The organism is Novosphingobium sp. HR1a, from assembly GCF_015594425.1.
GTDB classification, from domain to species: domain Bacteria; phylum Pseudomonadota; class Alphaproteobacteria; order Sphingomonadales; family Sphingomonadaceae; genus Novosphingobium; species Novosphingobium resinovorum_A.
Genome location: NZ_JABXWS010000031.1, coordinates 30,641 through 51,436, shown reverse-complemented (window position 1 = coordinate 51,436; position 20,796 = coordinate 30,641). Strand labels below are relative to the sequence as shown.

Genomic DNA, 20,796 nt, shown 5'->3' with positions numbered 1-20,796 from the left:
CAAGGCACTTAATCTCATGTGTGGCATCATCGGCATCGTCGGCAAGGAAGACGTGGCGGACCGGCTGGTCGACGGCCTGCGCCGGATGGAATATCGCGGCTACGACAGCGCTGGCGTCTGTACGCTGTTTGACGGCCAGCTCGTGCGCCGCCGCGCCGAGGGCAAGTTGATGAACCTCGTCAAGGAACTGGCGCGTGATCCGGCGCCGGGCCTGACCGGCATCGCCCATACCCGCTGGGCCACCCACGGCGCGCCGACTGCCGCCAACGCACACCCCCACGCGACGGCGGAACTCGCGCTCGTCCACAACGGCATCATCGAGAACTTCAAGCCTTTGCGCGAAGCCCTCGAATCGCGCGGGCGCACCTTCGAGAGCCAGACCGACACCGAAGTCGTCGCGCATCTGGTGTCCGAGCAGGTCGAAGCGGGCGCGTCGCCGGAAGACGCCGTCAAGGCGGTGCTGCCCCAACTGCGCGGTGCCTTCGCCCTCGCCATTGCCTTCCGCCGCTTCCCGGACATGCTGATCGGCGCCCGCCTCGGCTCGCCGCTGGTCGTCGGCTACGGGGATGGCGAGACCTACCTCGGATCGGACGCGCTGGCCCTCGCCCCGCTGACCCAGAAGATCACCTACCTCGAGGAAGGTGACTGGGTCGTCATCACCCGTGAGGGCGCGACGATCTACGACGCCGACAACAATCCGGTGACGCGCGAAGTCGTCACCTCCGGCGCGTCGGCCGTGGCGATCGAGAAGGGCAATTTCCGCCACTTCATGCAGAAGGAAATCTTCGAGCAGCCCACCGTGGTCGCCCAGACGCTGCGCAGCTATCTGCGCCAGGTCGACCAGTCGGTAGCGCTGCCGCAGATCGATTTCGACCTCGGTTCGGTCAAGCGCATCACCATCGTCGCCTGCGGCACCAGCTTCTACGCCGGCATGGTCGCAAAGTACTGGATCGAGACTTTCGCCCGAGTACCTGTCGATATCGACGTGGCCAGCGAGTTCCGTTACCGCGACCCGGTTCTGGAAGACGGCGGCCTCGCCCTCTTCATCTCGCAGTCGGGCGAGACGGCCGACACCCTCGCCGCGCTCAAGCACTGCAAGGCGGCCGGGCAGACCATTGCCGTCGTCGTCAACGTGCCCACCAGCACGATGGCGCGCGAGGCGGACCTGCTGCTGCCGACCCACGCCGGTCCGGAGATCGGCGTCGCCTCGACCAAGGCCTTCACCTGCCAGCTTGCCGTTCTCGCCGCCCTTGCCGCGCATCTGGCGGTCAAGCGCGGGCGGATGGACCGCGCTGAGGAAGCGGAAGTCGTCCAGCACCTGCTCGCCACACCCGCCAGCCTCAACGCCGCGCTCGATCATGACGAGGAAATCGCGGCCATGGCGCACCTCATCGCGCCGGCGCGCGATGTGCTTTACCTCGGGCGTGGCCCGGACTACCCGCTGGCTCTCGAAGGCGCGCTGAAACTCAAGGAAATCAGCTATATCCACGCCGAAGGTTATGCTTCGGGTGAAATGAAGCACGGCCCCATCGCGCTTATCGACGAAGCGGTGCCGGTGATCGTCCTCGCCCCTTCCGGCCCGCTGTTCGAGAAGACCGTCAGCAACATGCAGGAGGTGCGCGCACGCGGCGGCAAGGTCGTGCTGATCTCAGACGCGGAAGGCATTGCCGAGGCGGGCGAAGGCTGCATCGCGACCATCGAGATGCCGCGCGTGCACCCGCTGATCGCGCCGCTGGTCTACGCGGTGCCGGTGCAACTCCTCGCCTATCACGTCGCCTGCGTGAAGGGCACCGACGTCGACCAGCCGCGCAACCTCGCCAAGAGTGTCACGGTCGAGTGAACGCGAAGGCGCGCGGTTGACGAACCGCGCGCCCTTGCCTCACATCGAAGGCGCGTAACCGCCGTTGAGCGGATAGGTCTGCCCCGTGATCCACTCCGCCGCGTCGGAGCACAGGAACGTCACGAGCGCGGCGACATCGTCGGACTTGCCGTAGCGGCGGATCGTGTAGCGGGCCATCTGCGCCTTGGCGTGATCGCCCTGCATGACTTCGGCGAGCTTCTCCGCAGGCATGTCCGGCATCAGCGAGGACAGCGAGACGGCGTTGCTGGTCACGTTGTAGCGCCCGAGTTCCTTGGCGATCGAGCGCACGAAACCCTGCGCCCCCGCCTTGGCCGAGGCATAGACCGCGAGCTTGGGCTCACCCACGCGGCCTGAATCCGAAACTATGGTGACGATGCGGCCCTTCTTCGCCGCCACCATGTTCGGAATGAACGCAAAGCAGGCATTGTAGACGCCGTAGAGGTTGGTGCGCAGATAGCGGTCCCAGGCCGAGGGCTCCTCCTCCCAGAAGTTGAGGGTCGGACGCAGCGAGCCTCCCGGCCCGGCCATCCCGGCATTGTTGACCAGGATCGTCGCGGCGCCGAGCTTGTCCCTGATCGCGGCATCCGCGCCGCGGATCGCATCGAGATCGCCGACATCGAACGGCACCGCCAACGCAGGCACGCCCATCGCGCGGATTTCCTCGGCCACGGCTTCTGCGCGTTCGGGCACGAAATCGTTCACTGCGATGCCGCCCGCATTGTGGCGCGCCAGTTCCAGCGCGATCCCGCGTCCCGCGTTCTGCCCGGCGCCGGTGACCACCGCCACTTGTCCACCAAGGTCGAGTAGATCGTGTTCGCTCATTTCATCCCGCTCCCATGTTGCATGCGCATTAGATAGTATTTACTATCTTTATCTGCGAGTCCCTTGGCACTGCCCGTATCCGCCGATCATCCCGGCGATGCCCGCATGCCATCCGACCCGAGTGAATAAGGTGCGGCGGTGCTTGCCAAGAGCCGGAAGGCCGAAGCGTCCCGAATATCGCGGCGACGCTGGCGATACCGCCCGAGGGAGAGGAGAAGAGATGTTCGAGGAATTCGACCTGACCGGCCGCGTGGCGCTGGTGACCGGCGGCGGCACCGGCATCGGCCGGGCCATCGCGCTGCTGCTGGCCCGGCGCGGCGCGGACATTGCAGTGGCGGGTCGCAAGCGCGCGCCGCTCGACACGGTGGTGGCGGAGATCGAAGCGCTCGGCCGCAGGGGTCTGGCGGTAGAGGCCGACGTGCGCGAACTGGCGCCCGTACAGGCCATGGTCGAGACGGCAGCAGTGCATTTCGGGCGGCTCGACATCCTCGTCAACAATGCGGGCGGAGCCCATGGGCACGTCGGCATTGCGAAGATGGACCCGGCCAAATGGGACCGCGACATCGCGCTCAATCTCAATTCGGCGATGTATGCCTCGCAGGCGGCGTTTGCGCATTTGCGCAAGGTGAAGGGCTGCATCGTCAACGTGTCCTCAGTCGCCGGGATGCACGGAACGCAGGGCGTGGCGGCCTATTCGGCGGCCAAGGCGGGCGTCCAAATGTTCACCCGCGTCGCGGCTGCCGAGTGGGGGCCAACAGGTGTGCGCGTCAACGCCGTCGCCCCCGGCATGACCGCGACCGAGAAGGCCCGCGCCGGGTGGGAGAAGGCCGGCTTCGACGCGGACAGCGCCGCGCATGTATTTCCGCTGCGCCGCTACGGCCAGCCCGAGGACGTGGCGCAACTGGTCGGCTTCCTGGTCAGTGATGCGGCGAGCTACATCACCGGCGAAGCCATCGCCGTCGCGGGCGGACCGGTTCTGGGCGGAATGGTCAGGATCGACGATTGAGAAGTCCGGGCACTGACCATTAGCACCCGCTCATAATTCGTCATTGCGAGCGAAGCGAAGCAATCCAGAGCAGTCTGACACCGCCCTGGATTGCTTCGCTTCGCTCGCAATGACGAGATGAGAGTGGAATATTCCTACAGCTTCGCTTCCATCTCGGCGAGTTCGGAGCGCAGCCACATCGTTTCCGACAGATTGCGTCCGCCGCTCTCGGCCAGCAGGACTTCATGCGCGGCCTTGCGGACGGCGATGGCCTCGGCGTTGGTCGGTTCCGCGCCGAGGGCTATGTCGGTGAGGTGCACGGCCTCCAGCGCCGCGCCGCCGTCCAGCTTTTCCTGCGCGCGCCGGGCAAGGTTTCCCGCCCCGCCCGCCAGTTCGACAAGGTCCGCATCGATGCTGCTGCGCGGCACGCCGTAGAGCGCGGTGGTGCCGTCCTCATAGTGCAGCCAGCCCGAATACTCGCGCCAGATCGACTTGACCGCCCAGCTCGCCTTGCCGTGAAATTCGCCAATCTCCAGCCCCTCGGGCCAGGCGAATTCACGCATCAGAGTGTGGACGTCCTTGCCCGCCTTCATGCCCTCCAGCGTATAGTCGCGTACATAGGAAACCGCAGCGTGCAACTTGTCGAGGTCGGCGCGGATGCGATCCTTGCCGACGATCGCCTCGCCGTGGCCGGTGATCACGATTTCCGCGCCGAGATCGCGGATGGTTTCCAGCGACTTGAGGTAATTGCGCACCAGCCGCGGCTTGTCGCCGCGCAGGGTATTGAGGAACGGCATCGACAGCCACACCGGCCCGAAGACATTGCCGGTAAAGGCGATTTTCTCCTTCGGCAGCCAGACGGTGAGGCTGTCCACCGTCTCGCCCTCAGGCGTGGAGATCAGCTCGAAGGTGCGCCCGCCGAGTTCCAGCGTCAGGCGGCGATCGACGAGAATGTCCGGCACGACGTTCGGCGGCGGCTTCGGTGTCGAACCGCGCTTGAGCGTCGAGCCCCAGAGCTTGCGGCTTCTCGGCCCGAAGAAGGCCTGCAGGCCGTTCATGTCGGCCAAAGCCTCGTTGAAGCCGGGGCCGCCAATCACTTGCGTGCCGTCTTCGAGGAATTCCGGCAAGCCGCCGTAGTGGTCCGCATGGCTCTGCGTGAGGATCACGAAGGCGAGCGGCCCGGTCCGATGCGGCGCCAGCAGGCGCTTCGTGCGCTCGGCATTGTCCATGAAGCCGGTGTTGACCATCACGTCGCCCTCGGCGGTGGTGACGAGGTAGGCGTTTGAGATGTCGTTCGCCTGGAAGATGAAGTCGGTCACCCGGATCGCCTCGGCCTGCTCGTCGCCTGCGCGCACCAGTCCGGCCAGCTTGGGTCCTGCATCCTTTACGTCGCTCATTTCAGACCTCCTCGAAGCTGATCATGACTTTGGCGGACTGCGGGCTCGCGGCGATCTCAAGGCCCTTCATGACGTCGCGGAACGGCAGCTTGTGGCTGATCATCGCGGCGATCTTGTCCTTGAGGCGCGGCATGGCCGCGATCACCTCGGGCATTTCGGTGGGGTAGCCGACGGCGGTGGTAATGGTCATCTCGCTGGTCAGCATGCGACCGGCCGGGAACTCCAAAGGCTTCATGTAGGCGGCGGTGATGACGAGGCGCGCGTGGAACTTCGCCATCATGATCACTTGCGTCAGGATGTTCGGCGCCCCTGCCGCGTCTATGTACGCATCGGTGCCGACGCCCACGCGCCCATAGCTCGGTACTTCGCCATGAAGGCGCGCCAGTTCCGCGCGCAAGTCCACCTCGGCCGGGTTGAGCGCGGCCCGCACGCCGAGCGCCCGGGCGCGTTCCAGGCGCTCCTCGGAAAGGTCGAGCGCCACCACGTCGGTCACCCCGCGATCGATCAGCCACAGCAGCATGCCGAGCCCTATCGGCCCGCAGCCGAACACCACGACCTTGTCGCCGGGCTTCACCTCGGCCCGATTGACCCCGTGCATGGCAACCGCAAGCGGCTCGCACATGGCGGCGACGTCGTAGTCGATGCCGTCGGGGATCGGCAGGATCGATTCTCCCAGCCGCGCCTCGCGCACCAGCAATTCCTGTGTGAAGGCCCCTTCCGGGCCGCCGGAGCCGATGTTGCCCGGCGTCATCATCGGATTGACGACCACCGGATCACCGACCGCGATGCCCTCGACCCCCGCGCCGACCTCGATCACCTCGCCCGCGCCTTCGTGGCCCAGCGCCGTCAGCGTGCCCGGCGTCGGAATGCCGCCGATCTTGATGTACGAAAGGTCGGAGCCGCAGATGCCCACCGACTTCATCTTCACCACCACGTCGAGCGGCCCCGTCGCGGGACGTTCATAGGGGTCGAGCCTGACATCGCCCGTGCCGTGGATCCTGAGCAGTTCCATACGCCTCTCTCCTTGCCGATCCGCCGCGTTTACGGCCGGACCATGTATCCGCCGTCGATGGTGATCGTCTCACCGGTCATGAAGCTGCTGGCGTCCGAGCACAGGTAGGCACCGATGCCCTCGAAGTCGGCTGGAAAGCCGGTGCGCTTCATCGGTATCGTCGGGGCGAAGTGCTGTGCCACAGCGTCGGCGCGGGCGCCCTCACCCATCATCGGCGTGATGACGAGGCCCGGCGCGACCACGTTGGCGCGAATGCCGAGCGGGGCCAGTTCGATGGCAAGGCAGCGGATCGCCGCCGCCACCGCCGCCTTGGAAGACGCATACTCCATCTTCCCCGCAAGGCCCTGGAACAGCGAGAGCGAGCCGCAGGCGACAAGGCTGCCGCCCGATTCGTCCCCCGCCTCGACCCGCTCCTTCATCAGCCTCGCGCCTTCGCGCAGAGTGAAGAAGGCGCCGTGCAGCGCGGTCTTCTGGAAGTCGTACCAGTGATCGGTCGGCATCTCGAAGACCGAGTTGTAGCGCGGCGAAGCCCCGGAATTCGCGAAGACGCAGTCCACGCGCCCGAAGTCGGCCATGACCGCCTCATAACCCTGGGCGATGTTCGCCTCTTCCGAAACATCGACCTGATAGGCGACGACTTTCCCCGCACCGGCCGCTTCGAGTTCGGCCTTGGCCTTCGCGCTCTTCTCGGCGTTGCGCGCCCAGATCGCGAGGTCGCCACCCATCTTCGCTACGCCCATCGCGAAGCCGAAGCCGATGCCGCCGTTGCCGCCGGTCACCACCGTCACCTTGCCCGCGCAGTCGAACAGGCTTTTCGCCATCCTTGTCTTCCTCTGTCCCAAACCGTGCCGTCATCGCGGCGTGTTCACCGGCGCGATGTTCCTCGCGAGAGGATTGCCCGGCAAGCGCGGCAGGCATAGAATTCCGGCCCTAACGTGGCGTCCGGGACACATTGCGGCCGACCTGTCGAAGATGACGCTGATGGAGATGAGCATGCCCGAGGCGCATCGTTCGAAGATGAGCATCGACGCGCAACTGGAAACGCGCGGCGTGACCGCGCAGATCGTGCGCTTCGACATTCCCGACCCGACCGACACCGTCCATGCGGTCGGCCGGGACTACCACGTCAACATGTGCCTCACCCCCCGTCCGCTGCAATCGCGCGGCGGCTATCGCAAGCGATGGGGACCGCACCGACTGGAACGGCTGGGCGACATCTTCGTGCTGCCGCCGGGCGAGGAACTCCACATCAAGGGCGGCACGGGGCGGCAGGCATCGCTGACCTGCACCATCGACTCGGGACTGGTGCACGACCTCGTCGGCCATCGCCTGACCTGGGACGATCCGCACCTTGCCGCCGCGCTGGACATCGGCAGTGCGCAGATCCGCGCGCTGCTGTTCCGCATCACCGCCGAAGTGCGGCACCCCGGCCTCGCTGCGCAGCGGATGCTGGGCTTCCTCGGTAGCGAACTGGCGATCGAACTGGGACGCCATTGCCTTGAGGTGACCGAGCGGCCCGTCACCGGCGGTCTCTCCGGCTGGCGGCTGCGGCTGATCGACGAGCGCCTTGCCGACGACCTTGCCGCGCCGTCGCTGGAGGACCTGGCGAAGCTGTGTGTGCTGTCGGTGCGCCAACTCACGCGGGGGTTTCGTGTCAGCCGCGCCTGCTCGATCGGCGACTACATCGAGCAGCGCCGCATGGAGGCCGCCAAGCGCCTGCTGATGGAGGGCGAGAGCGTGAAGACCATCGCTTTCACCATGGGGTTCTCCTCTCCCTCCAGCTTCACCTTCGCCTTCCGCCGCGCCGTGGGAGCCAGCCCCAGCACCTTCCGCCAGAGGCAGGGGCGCGTCCTCACCGAGCCTGTCGGGTCTTGACCCGAATTCGACAGAAGGTCTGGTTTTGACGGGTCATCCGCGTTGCCACGGCGGGGCATCGACAGGTTATCTCGTGCCCATGAAAGGCCGACCGATCGGCCGCCGGGAAGAGGACAACCACACCATGGCCACCACCGCCACCACCACTGAGCACCATCTGGGCTATGCCCTCGTCGAGCAGGCGATGAAGGAAACCGGGATCGACAGCTTCGACAACGACAGCTGGCGCGAGGGCTTCGACGTCTTCACCCGGTCGTTCAACGAAGGCATCGCCAAGGGCTGGATGAGCGAAGGCGGCATCGCCCGCGCCCGGAACGACACGCTGCATTACCTACGCGGCCGCCTCAAGGTCTCGCAATACCTGCGCGAGAATCCGGAACTGCTGCAGCGCCCTGTAGAGCGCCCGGTCTTCGTCATGGGCGTGCCGCGCACCGGCACCACGCTGATGTCGAACCTGCTGGCCGCCGACCCGGCGCGCCGTTCGCCGCTGACCTGGGAGATCGACGATCCGGTGCCGCCGGTCACCTCGAACGCCCTGCTGACGACCGACCCGCGCGCGACCACCCGGCTCGCGCAGGAGAAGGCCGCGCTCGAAGCCAACCCCGCCATGGGCAAGTACTATCGCGGCTCGGCGGTCTACCCCAACGAATGCGTGTTCTTCATGGCGCACGATTTCAAGACGCTGATGATCGAGTCCAAGGGCAAGCTGCCGCTCTACAAGGACTTCATCTTCTCGTGCAACATGACCAGCGCCTACGAGTACCACAAGAAGTTCCTGCAGGTGCTCCAGCAGCACACCACCGGCGTCTGGAACGTCAAGAAGCCCAGCCACTCGCTGTGGCTGGAGACGATCTTCAAGGTCTATCCCGACGCCCGCGTGATCTGGACCCACCGCGATCCCTTCACCGCGACGGGGTCGCTGTGCTCGGTGATCTCGCTCAGCCATCAGGCGCACATGGGCCGGATCGATGCGGAGTGGCTGGCCGAGGACTACCCCTGGCAGGCGGCCGAACACGCCAACCGCATCATGGATTTCCGCGACAAGTACGGCGAGGACAGGATCATCGACGTCCACTACGCCGACATCGTCGAGGACCCGGTCGCCGCAACGAAGAAGGTCTACGCGGCGCTGGGCGACGAATGGACCGCCGAGGCCGAGGCCGGAGTCCAGAAGTGGGTGGACGACAACCCACAGGACAAGTTCGGCCGCCACGAATACAAGCTGGCGCAATACGGGCTGAGCAAGGAGGCGCTCGAGCCGCTGTTCGAGCGCTACCTCTCCCGCTACGACGTCGCGCGGGAGGGCTGATCGTGCTGGAAGGACTGCACTACCAGAACGCCTATGTCTGTGACGACATCGAAGCAGGGATCGACCTTTTCAGGGGCCGCGGGATGGCGAAGGAACCGACTATCATCCCGGTCGACCAGACCGTGCTGACGCCATCGGGGCCGAAGCGCCAGAAAAGCCGCATCTGCTTCATCTGGATCGGCGACCTGCAATATGAACTGATCGAGAGCGAGATCGACGAGGTCGGCATCTTTGCCAACTGCCTGTCGAATGGCGGCCCCTTGCGCTTCCATCACATCTGCTTCCGGGTGCCCGACTGGGCCGACTTCCGCTCCCGGGTGGACGCGCAGGAATTCCCGATCGCGATGGAGCGCGACTTGTCGGGCGAGCCGGAGGGAGGACTGAAATTCCTGTACCTTGATGCGCGCAAGGTCTTCGGGCACTACATCGAATATACCTGGATGCCCGAGCCGATGTGGCAGCATATCCGGGCGATGTGAGAACCGGGCTGGCGTTGTAACGCCGGGGCTTCGACAAGCTCAGCCTGAGCGGGATCGGAGTTCATGATCGCCTTCACCTCTCTCGTCGTCATTCCCGCGAAGGCGGGAACCCATCTCCTGACGGTGCCTGCTGCATGAACATCAGATGGGTCCCCGCCTTCGCGGGGATGACGAACGATGGTTCGGTCAAACACGATCCCGCTATGAACCCCGCTCACCCTGAGCTTGTCGAAGGGTCAGGCCATCACTCCCACATCTCCATAAAGCGTCGACCTCTGCCGCAGCTTGCGTCCGACGCTCTCCGCCGCCGCGCGCATGTCGGAAACCTCAGCCAGTTGCCCGTGCGAGGCTCCGGCCGCGCGGCTGATACTCTCGTCCATCAGCACGCCGCCAAGGTCGTTGGCGCCTGCCGCCAGCACCGCCGCCGCCCCGTCCATGCCCAGCTTGACCCATGAGACCTGTATCGAATCGATCGCCCCGTGCAGCGCCAACCGGGCGACCGCATGCATCATCACCGCCTCACGCCAGGTCGGCCCCTTGCGGCATTGGCCCTTGCGGTAGAACGGCGCCTCCATGTGGACGAGCGGCAGCGGCACGAACTCGGTGATACCGCCGGTGTCGAGTTGCAGCTCGCGCAAGGCCAGCAAATGACGCGCCCAGTGCAGCGGACTTTCGAGGTGTCCGAACATTATCGTCGAAGTCGTCGGCAGCCCCACCCTATGCGCCGAACCGACCACATCGAGCCATTCGGCGGTCGTCAGCTTGTCCGGGCAGATCTTCTCGCGAATATCGTCGCACAGGATTTCCGCCGCCGTACCGGGGAGCGAACCCAGCCCCGCATCGCGCAGCATGGACAGGTAATCCGAGACCGGCATCCCCAGCGTCCGGGCACCCTGGCTCACCTCCAGCGGCGAGAAGGCATGGACGTGCAGGTCCGGGCACGCATCCTTCACCGCGCGCAGGATCGAGAGGTAGGTCTCGCCAGTGTAGCGCGGGTGGATGCCGCCCTGCAGGCAAACTTCGGTCGCCCCGCGCGCCACCGCCTCACGGGCGCGGCCGGCGATCTCCTCGAGGTCGAGGTCGTAGGGCTTGTCACGATAGCCCGCCTTGCTGCTGGTCTTCGAAAAGGCGCAGAACGAACAGGCATGCGTGCAGATGTTGGTGTAGTTGATGTTGCGGTTGACGACGTACGTGACGACGTCGCCGCGCACCTCGGCCCGCAAGGCGTCCGCCGCCTCCACCACCGCCTGCGCAGCACTGCCCCGAGCCGCGAACAGCGCGGCGATCTCTTCCTCGCCGAGCGCAAAGCCGCCTGCCGCGCGATCGAGTATCCGGTGCAGCCGCGCCGCCACCGGGCCGTCGTACCGCATGCCAAGCGGCGCGTGCACCGTCCCCGGCGCGCGGTCCGTAATGCCGGGACTCCAGCGACTGTCGCGCCCCAGTCCATCGGCATCGGCAAGCCGCAGCACGGCGGGCCGGATCGCCGGATCGAGCCAGCCCTCCGCCTCGACGAAGCGCGGATAGATCGTCAACCGCTCTACCAGCGGCAGCCCGGCCCGGGCGCAGACCGCCTCAAGCCGCGCGATTTCGGGCCAGGGCGCCTCGGGGTTCACGTGATCGAGCGTCACCGGGGAGATGCCCCCCCAGTCGTCGATGCCTGCGTCGATCAGTTCGACGAGGCGCTCATCATTGAGGTTCGGCGGTGCCTGCACCGAGACTTCGTCCGGCAGCACGATCCGCGCGGCGGCGATGGTGCGCAGGAAGTCCGCCTCGCTCGCCTCGATAGCGCCGGACATCTTCGTGCCGGGCTTCGGGCAGAAATTCTGGACGATGACTTCCTGCAGGTGCCCATGCGCTTCGTGCAGGTCGCGCAGGGCGATCAGCGCCTCGATCCGCTCGCGCGGGGTCTCGCCGATGCCGATGAGGACGCCGCTCGTGGTCGGCACCCGCGCCCGCCCTGCCGCCGCCAGCGACGCGAGACGAACCGCGGGGACCTTGTCCGGCGATCCATGATGGCACATGCCCTTGTCGAGCAGGCGCTCGGACGTACTCTCCAGCATCAGCCCGACCGATGCCGCGACCGGGCGCAACATCCGCCAGTCGGCTTCCTCCAGAACCCCGGCATTGATATGCGGAAGCAGGCCCGTCTCTTCCAGAACCCGCTGCGCACAGTGGCGCACGTAGTCGATGGTGCGCGTGAAGCCGCGCTCCTCCAGCCACTCGCGCGCGGCTGCATAACGCCGCTCCGGCGCATCGCCGAGCGTGAACAGCGCTTCCTTGCAGCCCGCCGCGAGCCCAGCCCGCGCGATCTCCAGCACCTCTTCCTCGGTCAGATAAGGGGCATGCAGCCGGGAGGGCGTCGTCGCGAAGGTGCAGTAGTGGCATACGTCGGCGCAAAGCCGGGTCAGCGGGATGAAGACCTTGCGCGAATAGGTCATCCGTGCCGGTGTCAGCGCTCCGAAGCGGGTGTCGCGCCGCATCCGTGCCTCGGCGAGAACATCGTCCAGCGGCGCGGTGAGGAGTCGGGTTATCAGTGCGTCGTCGTCGCGTGCCATGGTCATCCTGTTTCGATACCGGCTGCGATCAGTGCTTCGCGCGCAAGCCTCTCCCGGTCACCGGCGTGGCACATGACTGTTGGGCAAACGGTGACCGAAAGGCCCCTCTCCCGCAAGCCCCCTGCATCGGCGGCATCGGCCTCGTCGATCACCAGATGGTCGAGAAGATCGCCCCGGTGATTGGAGTAGTGATCGGCGATCGAGGCGTTGGAAACGGGCCTGCCCAGTTCTCCCAACAACTTGCCGAGCGGTCCCTTGATCGACGCGCCGCCGACCAGCGGCGATACCGCCACCACAGGAACTCGCCGCCGCACTAGTGCCTCGCGCACACCGTCGAGACTGAGGATCGGATCGACGCTGAGGTACGGATTCGAGGGGCAAATGACGATGGCGGCAAGGTCGTCGCGGGCCAGTGCCTCGGCGAATGCGGGCGATGGCGCAGCACCGGGAACGCCGTCGAACCGCACCCCGGTGGCCACCGGCCGGCACTGCTCGGCGACGAAATAGCGCTGGAAGTCCAGCCACCCCTGCGCGGTGCCGACCTGGGTGCGCACGGGGGCATCGCTCATGGGAACTATCGCGTGCGCGATACCGAGTTCGCGCGTCAGCCGCGTGGTCACCTGCGACAAGGTATCGCCCGCGCGCAGCCGCCAGGACCGGGCAATGTGCATCCCCATGTCGCGATCGCCGAGGTTGAACCAGTCCGCCTCGCCCAGCGCGCGCAGCATGGCCATGGCCTGCCATGTCTCGTCCTTCACGCCCCAGCCGCGCACCGTGTCGTTGAGCCCCGCGAGTGCGTAAGTCACCGAATCGATGTCCGGGCAGATCGTCAGGCCAAGGTGCTCGAAGTCGTCCCCGGTATTGACCACGATGGTGAGGTCTTCCGGCGCGAGCACTGCCGCCAGCCCCGCCGCCAGCTTAGCCCCGCCGACACCGCCGCTGAGAGCGAGTACGTGCTTGCCCGTCATCGAAACATGTCCTGTTCCACTGGACGCAGGCCGCTCACCGCACCCGGTCCGTCATCCTCGCAGGTCCAGCGGCCTGCGCCCCGCACGACGGCGACCGGCGTGCCTTCGTCCCCCTCGCCCATGACCAACGTCGCCATAGCTGCGATCGAGTCCGCCACCGCAATCACCGTCGCCTGCAGCGTGCGGCCGTAGAGATCGACGCCGCGCCCTCGGCGGTCCTCCAGCACGGCAAGCCCCGCGCAGCCGATCGCGGTGCCCACCGTGCCGATGCGCCATGCGCGGCCCATGGAGTCGGCGATCACCACCGCCACCCGCACGCCGCTGGCCTCGGCCAGTTCCGCGCGCAAGCGCCGCGCAGACGCATCGGGCTCGCACGGCCAGAGCAGCACCGTGCCCGCATCTCCGCCGGAGACATTGCTGGCGTCGATCCCGGCATTGGCAAGCACATGGCCGGTGCGATGCCGGGCGATGATCGCGGCGGGGTGCGGGCGCATGATCTCGGCGCTCTCGTCCAGGATCGCCTGCGCCATGGCAGGATCGCGCCCGGTCCGCTCCGCTAGAGCCCGCGCCTCCTCTCCCGGCGTCAGCGCCGCAAGGTCGATTGAACGCCCTTCGATCTTGGAGACGATCTTCTGCGCAACCACGCAGATATCGCCATCGCGTAAGCCGTCACCCTCGGCCGCGAGCGCGGTGCAAATCGCTTGCGCAATAGACTGCCCCGCGGCGAACATGGGCAATCCGGCAAGCGGTCGTACTGTAAGTTCTCGAAGAGCGTTCATCCTGTTCTCCCGAACGACACCTTAGGTCCGCCCCCGACAACGACAATCCAAAGACGCGAAACTTCGCGGGAGAGATAACAGGCATGGCAAGTATCGCGATCATCGGCGGCACCGGGGCACTCGGAAAAGGCATCGCACGCAGGCTCGTCGCGGCGGGGCACGCGGTGACGATCGGCTCGCGCTCCGCCGAGAAGGCCCAGGCGACCGCCGGGGAACTCGGCGCTGCGGGCTATGCCGCCAACGCCGATGCGGCGGAAGGCAAGGACGTGGTGATCGTAACCGTGCCCCACGCCTCGCAGGGCGATACGCTGGCGCAGATCCGCGACCGGATCGGCGATGCGGTGGTCGTGGATACGACCGTACCCCTCGTCCCGCCCAAGGTCATGCGCGTCCAGCTTCCCGTCGAAGGCAGCGCCGCCGCGCAGGCGCGCGCGCATCTCGGCCCCGAGGCACGGCTGGTCACCGCCTTCCACAACGTCTCGGCCCATCACCTCGATTCCGACCATGCGATCGACTGCGACGTGCTGGTCTTCTCTGACGATGTCGCGGCCCGACATACGGTGGTGGACTTGTGCCCCGGCATGGGCCTGCGCGGTCTGTCGGGTGGAGCGCTCGCCAACTCGGCGGCGGCGGAAGCGCTGACCTCGATCCTCATCTACATGAACAAGACCTACAAGGCCGACGGCGCGGGTATCCGCTTCACCAATCTGGCCGAAGCGCCCGCGATCCCATGACCGTCTGGGCGCTCATCCCGGTCAAGGCACGAGGACGCGGCAAGACCCGCCTCGCCCCCGCGCTGCCCCCTCATGAGCGTGACAGGCTGGTCGAAGCGATGCTGTCGCGCGTGATCGAGGCGGCAGCGGGCGCGGTGGACCGTACGATCCTCCTGGGACCACCACGCGGCGCGTTGCCCTTCATCTTCGACGATGGTGACGGACTCAACGCGGCGCTGGAAAACGCGCTGGCAATCCTGTCGCGAGGTGCTCCGCCCGATCGACTGATCGTCGTCGCGGGAGACCTGCCGCGCCTTGATGCACAGGACCTGCGCCAGCTTGCCGCCCTGCCCGCCTGCACCCTCGGCATCGCCACCGATCGCCACGGCACCGGCACCAATGCGCTCTCGCTGCCCTTGCCCAAAGCGGCAGGCTTTCGCTTCCAGTACGGCACCGGCAGTGCCGAACTTCACCGCGCGGCTGCGGAAACGCTGGGCCTGAACGCCGTGACGATCACGACGTCGGGTCTCGCGAAAGATATAGACGAGCCCGCCGACCTGGCCGATGCTGAACACCTGTTCGCTTTGGCGAACTGACCAGAGGCCGCACACGGCCCCGTAAAGCGGAGAGGCGAGTGCAGGCAAGCGACATCGACCTGACCGGGCAAGTGGCCTTCGTGACTGGCGGCGGCGGCGGCATCGGCCGCTCCATCGCGCTGTGCATGGCCGACATGGGCGCCGACGTGGCGATCATAGAGGCGATCCCGGAACGCTGCGCGCAAGTCACCGCGATGATCGAGGCGCGTGGCCGCAAGGCGCTGTGCATCCCCGGCAACGTCATGGACGTCGAGGCCCTGCAAGGCGCGATCGCGCGCACGGCGGACACTTTCGGACGGCTCGACGTGCTGGTGAACAACGCGGGCGGCGTGACCCGGCGCGGATTCCTCGACCTCACTGAGAAGAACTGGCGGCGGCACATCGACCTCAACCTGGTCAGCAATCTCGCCGCGACACAGGCGGCAGTGCCGGTGATGATCGCAGGCGGGCGCGGCGGCGCGATCGTCAACGTCACCAGTATCGAAGCTAGCCGCGCAGCACCGGGCTATGCCGTCTATGCCGCGTGCAAGGCTGGGATCAACAACCTCACCCGCACCCTCGCGCTCGAATTCGCCGAGCACGGCATCCGCGTGAACACCATCGCGCCCGACTACACGGTGACGCCCGGCACGCGCGGCCAGTTCACCGGCCCGGTGGACGAGGCGGCGTGGTTCCAGCCCAGCCCCGCGCAAGTCGAAAGCGCCCGCAAGCGCATTCCTGCGGGCCGCCCCGGGATCGACGAGGAATGCGGCCGCGTGGCGGTGTTCCTCGCCTCCCCGATGGCCAGCTACGTGACCGGCACCGTGATCCCGGTAGACGGAGGCTCGTGGGCCTCGGGCGGATGGGCGCGCGACCGTAACGAGGTCTGGATCCTGCCGCCTGAAGTCACCGAATAGCCAGAAACGAGAGAGCGATGACCTTCACCCTCAGCACCAGCCTGCCCTTCGACCACATCGACAAGCCGCAGGAATGGGGCACCATGGAAGCGCTGCACCAGATCGCGAAGGCGGTCGAGGCTGCGGGCTTTTACGCGGGCACCGTCACTGACCATCCGGTGCCCTCTTCGCGCTGGCTCGACAATGGCGGGCATTATGCGCAGGACCCCTTCGTCATGCTTTCGATGCTGGGCGCCGCCACGACCACGCTGCGGCTGCAGACCAACATCCTGGTCCTGCCCTATCGCAACCCGTTCATCACCGCGCGCGCCGTATCGAGCCTAGACCATTTCACCGGCGGGCGCGTGATCCTCGGCCTGGGCGCGGGGTACATGAAGGCGGAGTACAAGGCACTCGGCGTCGATTTCGACAGCCGCAACGACATCATGGACGAATATATGAAGGCTATGAAGCTCGCCTGGACCGGCGAGGACTTCACCTTCGAGGGCAATGGCTTCACCGCGCTCGGCAACCGTGTGCTGCCGACCCCGGCGCAAACCCCGCATCCGCCGCTGCTGGTCGGCGGCAACTCGAAGCGCGCCCTTCGCCGCGCAGTGGAGCTGGGCGATGCCTGGCACCCGTTCTTCGTACCCAAGGCGATCACCGATACCGCCCGCACCGCCAATCTCGAAGGCGACGAGGACATCCTGGAAGCCATCGCCTACATGGCGGCGCATTGCGAGAAAGTCGGCCGCGAGACTCCGCCCAAGGTCATCGCATCCTCGACTTATTCGGTGAAAGCGGGCTGGAACGCGCAGGAGGCGCTGGACCATTTCGCCAACCTCAAGTCGCTCGGCGTCGATGGTTCCGGCGCGACGATCTACACTGAGACCCGCGCGGAATATCTCGAACAGGCGCAGAAGTTCGGGGAAGAGGTGATCGCGAAGATCGATTTCTGACGCTCTGGCCGCACCAAGGCCCACCCCGCTGCGACTAGCTTCGCCTAAGGCTCAGCAAGTCTCGCTCCCCTCCCGCTTGCGGGAGGGGTTGGGGGTGGGTTCATGCGCTCAGCCCTGCACCGCCGCCAGTGCTTCGTGAAACGCGCGGACCGCCGCTTCCTCGTCGCCGTTCCAGACTGCGCCCGAAACCGCAAGAAAGTCCGCGCCCGCCCGCACGAGGTCACCGCAGTTTTCCGGAGTAATCCCACCGATGGCGACGCACGGAATCTCGAAGATCGACTGCCACCATTCCAACACGTCGAGACCAGCGATATGCTTGGTCACCTTCGTCGTGGTGGGGAAGAACGCACCGAACGCCACGTAGTCGGCGCCGTTCTCGCCCGCTTCCATGGCGAGGTGACGGCTGGCATTACAGGTCACGCCAATCTGCGCATCGCGGCCGAGCGCCTGACGTGCCTCCTCGACGCTGCCGTCCTCCTGCCCGAGATGCACGCCGTCCGCGCCGAGGCGCTTGGCGAGGCCGATCGAATCGTTGACGATGAACGCCACGTCGCGATCCCCGCAAATCTTCTGCAGCGGCTCGGCCAGACGCGCGGCCTCATGCTGGTCCACGTCCTTGACGCGGAACTGGAAGGCCGCGACTTCGCCTGCGTCCAGAGCGCGGGCCAGACGGTCGGGGAAGGCCCCGCCGACGTCGAGCGGCGAGATCAGATAGAGCTGCGTGGGTGCGCGCGGAATGTCGGCTTCGTCTTTCATGCGGGTGCTCTAGCCGCGCCGCGCCTCAACGCCAAGCGTTCCGAACACGCGGCGTTCGGGAACCGTTCAGGCGCCCGGGTGTTGCATGGCGCGCCATGAGGATACCGATAGCGCTCGCCCTGACCGGAGCCGCCCTTGCCGGCTGCACCGTCATACCCCCGGCCGATCCGGCCCGGATGCAACCATATCCACCGGCCTATCCGCAGGCGAGCGCTCCTCCGCCTCCCGCAGCGCCGCCGCCGTCAGCCCCTCCGGCCGCGAGCTATCCCGGCCCGGCAGTTACGCCGCCCTATACTCCCGCCCAGAGCTATCCCCCGCCGTCGGAACTGCCGGTCGCGACTCCCGAGCCCTCGCTGACTTACGCCGCGCTCGGCCAGACGGTAACCGTAGGCGGCCCGCGCATCACCCCGCTGGCGGTGCTGGAGGACAGCCGGTGCCCGATGAATGCGCGCTGCGTCTGGGGCGGGCAGGTCCGCCTGCGCGTACGCATCGACAGCGGGCGCGGTGGCGAAGTCGAGGTGACCTCGGGCAAGCCGGTGACGGTCGCCGACGGCACGCTCGAACTGGTCGAGGTCCAGCCCGACAAGGTCGCGGGCGGTGACAACCACGGCACCGTCGCACAGTCGGCGTATCGCTTCGGCTTCCGCTTCATGGGCGGCTACTGAGCCCACGAAAAAGGCGGCGCCCTTTCGAGCGCCGCCTCTTCCTGTCCGGTCCCGAAGGATCAGGCCGCCGCGGCAGCCTCGGCCTTCTGCGTCGAACCGAGGTAGATCGCGTCGATCGCCTCGCCCAGCGCCGCGTCGAATTCCGCGTCGCTCATCTGCGAACGCAGGTCCGAAAGCAGCGCGCGGCTGAAGCTGGCGATGATGCCCTTGTTCTTCGCCAGTTCGACGCAGGCGTCGGCGCGCGAGTAACCGCCCGACAGGGCCACCACGCGCAGCACCTTGGGGTGATCGATCAGCGGATCAAACGTGCCCGGCACGATCGGCAGCGAGAGCTTGAGCATGACCTGCTGGCCCTCGGGCAGCGCGTCGAGATTCTTGAGGATTTCGGCGAGCAGGATCGCATCACACTCGGCGCGGGTCTCGCTCTTGATGTTCACTTCGGGCTCGATGATCGGCATCATGCCGTGCGAGAGCACCTGTGCACCGATCTCGAACTGCTGCTTGACGACGGCGGCGATGCCCTCGGCATTGGCCGAGTTGATGACCGAGCGCTCCTTGGTGCCGTAGACGCCCAGCGCCTTCGAGCGCGCAAGCAGTTCGTCCAGCGTCGGCATCGGCTTCATCAGCTGGACGCCGTTGGCTTCATCCTCAAGGCCCTTGTCGATCTTGATGAAGGGGACCACGCCCTTGGCGATCAGCGCCTGCGGGGTGGGCACGCCATCGACGGTGCCGTCCATGGTGCGTTCGAACAGGATCGCGCCGATGACCTTCTCCCCCGAGAACACCGACGACGAAATGATGCGCGCGCGCATCTCGTGGATGAGACCGAACATCTCCTCCTCGGTCGACCAGGCATCCTCCTCGATACCGTAGCCCTTGAGAGCCTTGGGCGTCGAACCGCCGCTCTGGTCGAGTGCGGCGATAAAGCCGTCACCGTCGGCCATCTTGGCCGTCATTTCCGAATACTGCATGGTTTCTCCTCCTGAGTTGTTCGGCAACTTGAAATAAAGCCTACGCTTCGCTCCCTCTGTTCGCAACTGCGGCATCTGTCATTAGGGGGTCAATTCGGTATAGCGCGCGGCGGCACGTGCCGCGCCCTCGCGTGCAGCATGACGTTCAGGCGCCGGCGCAGCGGAATGTCCACGAAGCGCACGCAAAGCCAGCCGAGCCCGACGCAGGCGGCAAGGTAGACCGCGCCCATCAGCACCTCGTTCCAGCCGAGATCGTCCTTGAAGTAGCGCAGCGGCTCCATCAGCGCCCAGTGCACGGCGTAGACCGCATAGGACACCTCACCGAGGAACCACGCCACGGGCATCAGCACGCGCGAAGGTTCGCCGCGCGAGCCCAGCCAGACCAGCAGCGGCGAGACGAGCACGGCGCAAGTGACGTCGTACCAGCCCTTGGGAATGAACGCCGGATCGGCGACCAACATCGCGAGAATGGCGATGAGGCAGAAAACGCCGAGCCAGCCGGGATGGCGGACCTCTTTCACGGGTAGCCCGGCGATCAGCACGCCTGCGGTGAACGACATCGTCGTGCGCAGCATCGTCGTGCCCATCTGGCTCCACAACGGGCCAAGATTGCCACCCTCGCGTGCCAGCACTGCGGGCACGAAGAAGCAGGCGGCGGCGATCGCCACGGCAAGCTGGCCGATGCGCGGCAGGCGGAACAGCACCAGCGCGAGGCCGAGGCTGGCGACGAGTTCGAAGAACAGCGACCACGCCGGCACGTTCATCGGGAACAGCGTGTTGGTGAAGGGCGACGGCAGCATCAGCAGGTTGGGCGGCAGCGACTTGGCGATCTTGGCGTAGCTGTAGACGTCGCCTTTGCCCGTCCAGTGGTTCGAGATCGCCGAGAGCGTGGTCACGACGATCCCCGCCAGGAACAGCGGATAGAGCCGCACCACGCGCTGCTTCATGAACTGCCAGGTCGTCAGCCCGCTGCGCCAGCGCGGCAGGTAGGTGCGGCACAGCACGAAGCCCGACAGCGCGAAGAAGAAGTCCACCGCGACATAGCCGTGCGGGGCCTGCGAGATGTTGTAGTGGAACAGCGCCACGGCAAGCGCCGCGATGCCGCGCATGCCGTCGAGCGTGACGTACCGGCCGTGCCAGGGCGGTGCGGGTCGGTCACTGGCGGTCATGCGCAGGCCATCGTCTCGAAAAATCCCCCGTCGTCCCGGACTTGATCCGG

The 20,796-nt window shown here is 66.6% G+C and carries 20 protein-coding genes; 10 read left to right on the top strand and 10 right to left on the bottom strand.

Annotation, left to right across the window (positions count from 1 at the left end; translation table 11 throughout):
• Nucleotides 1–16 precede the first annotated feature (16 nt).
• Nucleotides 17–1,840 (top strand): glutamine--fructose-6-phosphate transaminase (isomerizing), encoded by a 1,824-nt coding sequence (glmS, locus tag HWN72_RS06230; RefSeq protein ID WP_069707659.1) that lies wholly within the window; start codon nucleotides 17–19, stop codon nucleotides 1,838–1,840.
• A gap of 39 nt (nucleotides 1,841–1,879) precedes the next feature.
• Here glmS and HWN72_RS06225 read toward each other — a convergent pair whose 3' ends face one another.
• On the bottom strand, nucleotides 1,880–2,683 hold the full coding sequence (locus tag HWN72_RS06225) for an SDR family NAD(P)-dependent oxidoreductase (protein ID WP_008831677.1): 804 nt from the start codon (nucleotides 2,681–2,683) through the stop codon (nucleotides 1,880–1,882).
• A gap of 220 nt (nucleotides 2,684–2,903) precedes the next feature.
• Here HWN72_RS06225 and HWN72_RS06220 point away from each other — a divergent pair, with 220 nt between their 5' ends.
• Nucleotides 2,904–3,689: an SDR family NAD(P)-dependent oxidoreductase gene (locus HWN72_RS06220; protein ID WP_069707658.1), complete on the top strand. Its 786-nt coding sequence runs from the start codon at nucleotides 2,904–2,906 to the stop codon at nucleotides 3,687–3,689.
• A gap of 134 nt (nucleotides 3,690–3,823) precedes the next feature.
• On the opposite strand, the gene HWN72_RS06215 is transcribed toward HWN72_RS06220, so the two are convergent.
• From HWN72_RS06215 to HWN72_RS06205, 3 genes are read right to left on the bottom strand one after another with little or no spacing between them, the layout of a single operon-like run.
• Nucleotides 3,824–5,065 carry an MBL fold metallo-hydrolase gene (locus HWN72_RS06215; protein WP_069707657.1) on the bottom strand — a complete coding sequence of 414 codons (1,242 nt, stop codon included), beginning with the start codon at nucleotides 5,063–5,065 and terminating at the stop codon, nucleotides 3,824–3,826.
• 1 nt (nucleotide 5,066) lies between these two features.
• On the bottom strand, nucleotides 5,067–6,077 hold the full coding sequence (locus HWN72_RS06210; RefSeq protein WP_069707656.1) for a zinc-binding dehydrogenase: 1,011 nt from the start codon (nucleotides 6,075–6,077) through the stop codon (nucleotides 5,067–5,069).
• Between the two features lie 29 nt (nucleotides 6,078–6,106).
• Complete coding sequence (locus tag HWN72_RS06205) at nucleotides 6,107–6,898, bottom strand: SDR family NAD(P)-dependent oxidoreductase (protein ID WP_069707655.1); 792 nt, start codon at nucleotides 6,896–6,898, stop codon at nucleotides 6,107–6,109.
• A gap of 151 nt (nucleotides 6,899–7,049) precedes the next feature.
• On the opposite strand from HWN72_RS06205, the gene HWN72_RS06200 reads away from it, so the two are divergent.
• The 3 genes from HWN72_RS06200 (at nucleotide 7,050) to HWN72_RS06190 (ending at nucleotide 9,740) form a co-directional block, all read left to right on the top strand.
• Nucleotides 7,050–7,952: a helix-turn-helix transcriptional regulator gene (locus HWN72_RS06200; protein WP_248005844.1), complete on the top strand. Its 903-nt coding sequence runs from the start codon at nucleotides 7,050–7,052 to the stop codon at nucleotides 7,950–7,952.
• 79 nt (nucleotides 7,953–8,031) lie between these two features.
• Nucleotides 8,032–9,261, top strand: a complete 1,230-nt coding sequence (locus HWN72_RS06195; protein WP_248005843.1) for a sulfotransferase — start codon at nucleotides 8,032–8,034, stop codon at nucleotides 9,259–9,261.
• A gap of 2 nt (nucleotides 9,262–9,263) precedes the next feature.
• The gene (locus tag HWN72_RS06190; RefSeq protein WP_211149976.1) at nucleotides 9,264–9,740 is read left to right on the top strand and encodes a VOC family protein; all 477 of its coding nucleotides are present in this window, start codon (nucleotides 9,264–9,266) and stop codon (nucleotides 9,738–9,740) included.
• Between the two features lie 236 nt (nucleotides 9,741–9,976).
• Here HWN72_RS06190 and cofH read toward each other — a convergent pair whose 3' ends face one another.
• The 3 genes from cofH to cofE are packed head-to-tail and all read right to left on the bottom strand — an operon-like array spanning nucleotide 9,977 to nucleotide 14,042.
• Nucleotides 9,977–12,295 carry a 5-amino-6-(D-ribitylamino)uracil--L-tyrosine 4-hydroxyphenyl transferase CofH gene (gene cofH / locus HWN72_RS06185; RefSeq protein WP_069707653.1) on the bottom strand — a complete coding sequence of 773 codons (2,319 nt, stop codon included), beginning with the start codon at nucleotides 12,293–12,295 and terminating at the stop codon, nucleotides 9,977–9,979.
• 2 nt (nucleotides 12,296–12,297) lie between these two features.
• On the bottom strand, nucleotides 12,298–13,263 hold the full coding sequence (gene cofD / locus HWN72_RS06180; RefSeq protein ID WP_069707652.1) for a 2-phospho-L-lactate transferase: 966 nt from the start codon (nucleotides 13,261–13,263) through the stop codon (nucleotides 12,298–12,300).
• Nucleotides 13,260–14,042, bottom strand: a complete 783-nt coding sequence (cofE, locus tag HWN72_RS06175) for a coenzyme F420-0:L-glutamate ligase (protein WP_069707651.1) — start codon at nucleotides 14,040–14,042, stop codon at nucleotides 13,260–13,262. The genes cofD and cofE overlap by 4 nt, the downstream gene beginning before the upstream one ends.
• 83 nt (nucleotides 14,043–14,125) lie before the next feature.
• On the opposite strand from cofE, the gene npdG reads away from it, so the two are divergent.
• The 4 genes from npdG to HWN72_RS06155 are packed head-to-tail and all read left to right on the top strand — an operon-like array spanning nucleotide 14,126 to nucleotide 17,185.
• Nucleotides 14,126–14,776 (top strand): NADPH-dependent F420 reductase, encoded by a 651-nt coding sequence (npdG, locus tag HWN72_RS06170; RefSeq protein WP_211149975.1) that lies wholly within the window; start codon nucleotides 14,126–14,128, stop codon nucleotides 14,774–14,776.
• Nucleotides 14,773–15,351, top strand: coding sequence for a 2-phospho-L-lactate guanylyltransferase (gene cofC, locus HWN72_RS06165; RefSeq protein WP_069707649.1), 579 nt, complete (start codon nucleotides 14,773–14,775; stop codon nucleotides 15,349–15,351). The genes npdG and cofC overlap by 4 nt, the downstream gene beginning before the upstream one ends.
• Before the next feature lie 38 nt (nucleotides 15,352–15,389).
• A complete protein-coding gene (locus HWN72_RS06160; protein ID WP_069707648.1) occupies nucleotides 15,390–16,247 on the top strand; it encodes an SDR family NAD(P)-dependent oxidoreductase in 858 nt (285 codons plus the stop codon).
• Nucleotides 16,248–16,264: 17 nt separating this feature from the next.
• Nucleotides 16,265–17,185: a TIGR03619 family F420-dependent LLM class oxidoreductase gene (locus tag HWN72_RS06155; RefSeq protein ID WP_008831663.1), complete on the top strand. Its 921-nt coding sequence runs from the start codon at nucleotides 16,265–16,267 to the stop codon at nucleotides 17,183–17,185.
• A gap of 108 nt (nucleotides 17,186–17,293) precedes the next feature.
• On the opposite strand, the gene thiE is transcribed toward HWN72_RS06155, so the two are convergent.
• Nucleotides 17,294–17,941 (bottom strand): thiamine phosphate synthase, encoded by a 648-nt coding sequence (gene thiE, locus HWN72_RS06150; protein ID WP_211149974.1) that lies wholly within the window; start codon nucleotides 17,939–17,941, stop codon nucleotides 17,294–17,296.
• Between the two features lie 95 nt (nucleotides 17,942–18,036).
• Between thiE and HWN72_RS06145 the strand changes: the two genes are divergently transcribed.
• Entirely contained in the window at nucleotides 18,037–18,606 is a 570-nt protein-coding gene (locus HWN72_RS06145) for a hypothetical protein (protein ID WP_036522773.1), read from the top strand.
• Nucleotides 18,607–18,665: 59 nt separating this feature from the next.
• Here the strand turns inward: HWN72_RS06145 and HWN72_RS06140 are convergent, their stop codons facing one another.
• Both HWN72_RS06140 and HWN72_RS06135 read right to left on the bottom strand, forming a co-directional pair.
• Nucleotides 18,666–19,577 carry a fructose bisphosphate aldolase gene (locus HWN72_RS06140; RefSeq protein WP_211149973.1) on the bottom strand — a complete coding sequence of 304 codons (912 nt, stop codon included), beginning with the start codon at nucleotides 19,575–19,577 and terminating at the stop codon, nucleotides 18,666–18,668.
• 89 nt (nucleotides 19,578–19,666) lie between these two features.
• Nucleotides 19,667–20,746, bottom strand: coding sequence for an acyltransferase (locus HWN72_RS06135; protein ID WP_211149972.1), 1,080 nt, complete (start codon nucleotides 20,744–20,746; stop codon nucleotides 19,667–19,669).
• Between the last annotated feature and the right edge of the window lie 50 nt (nucleotides 20,747–20,796).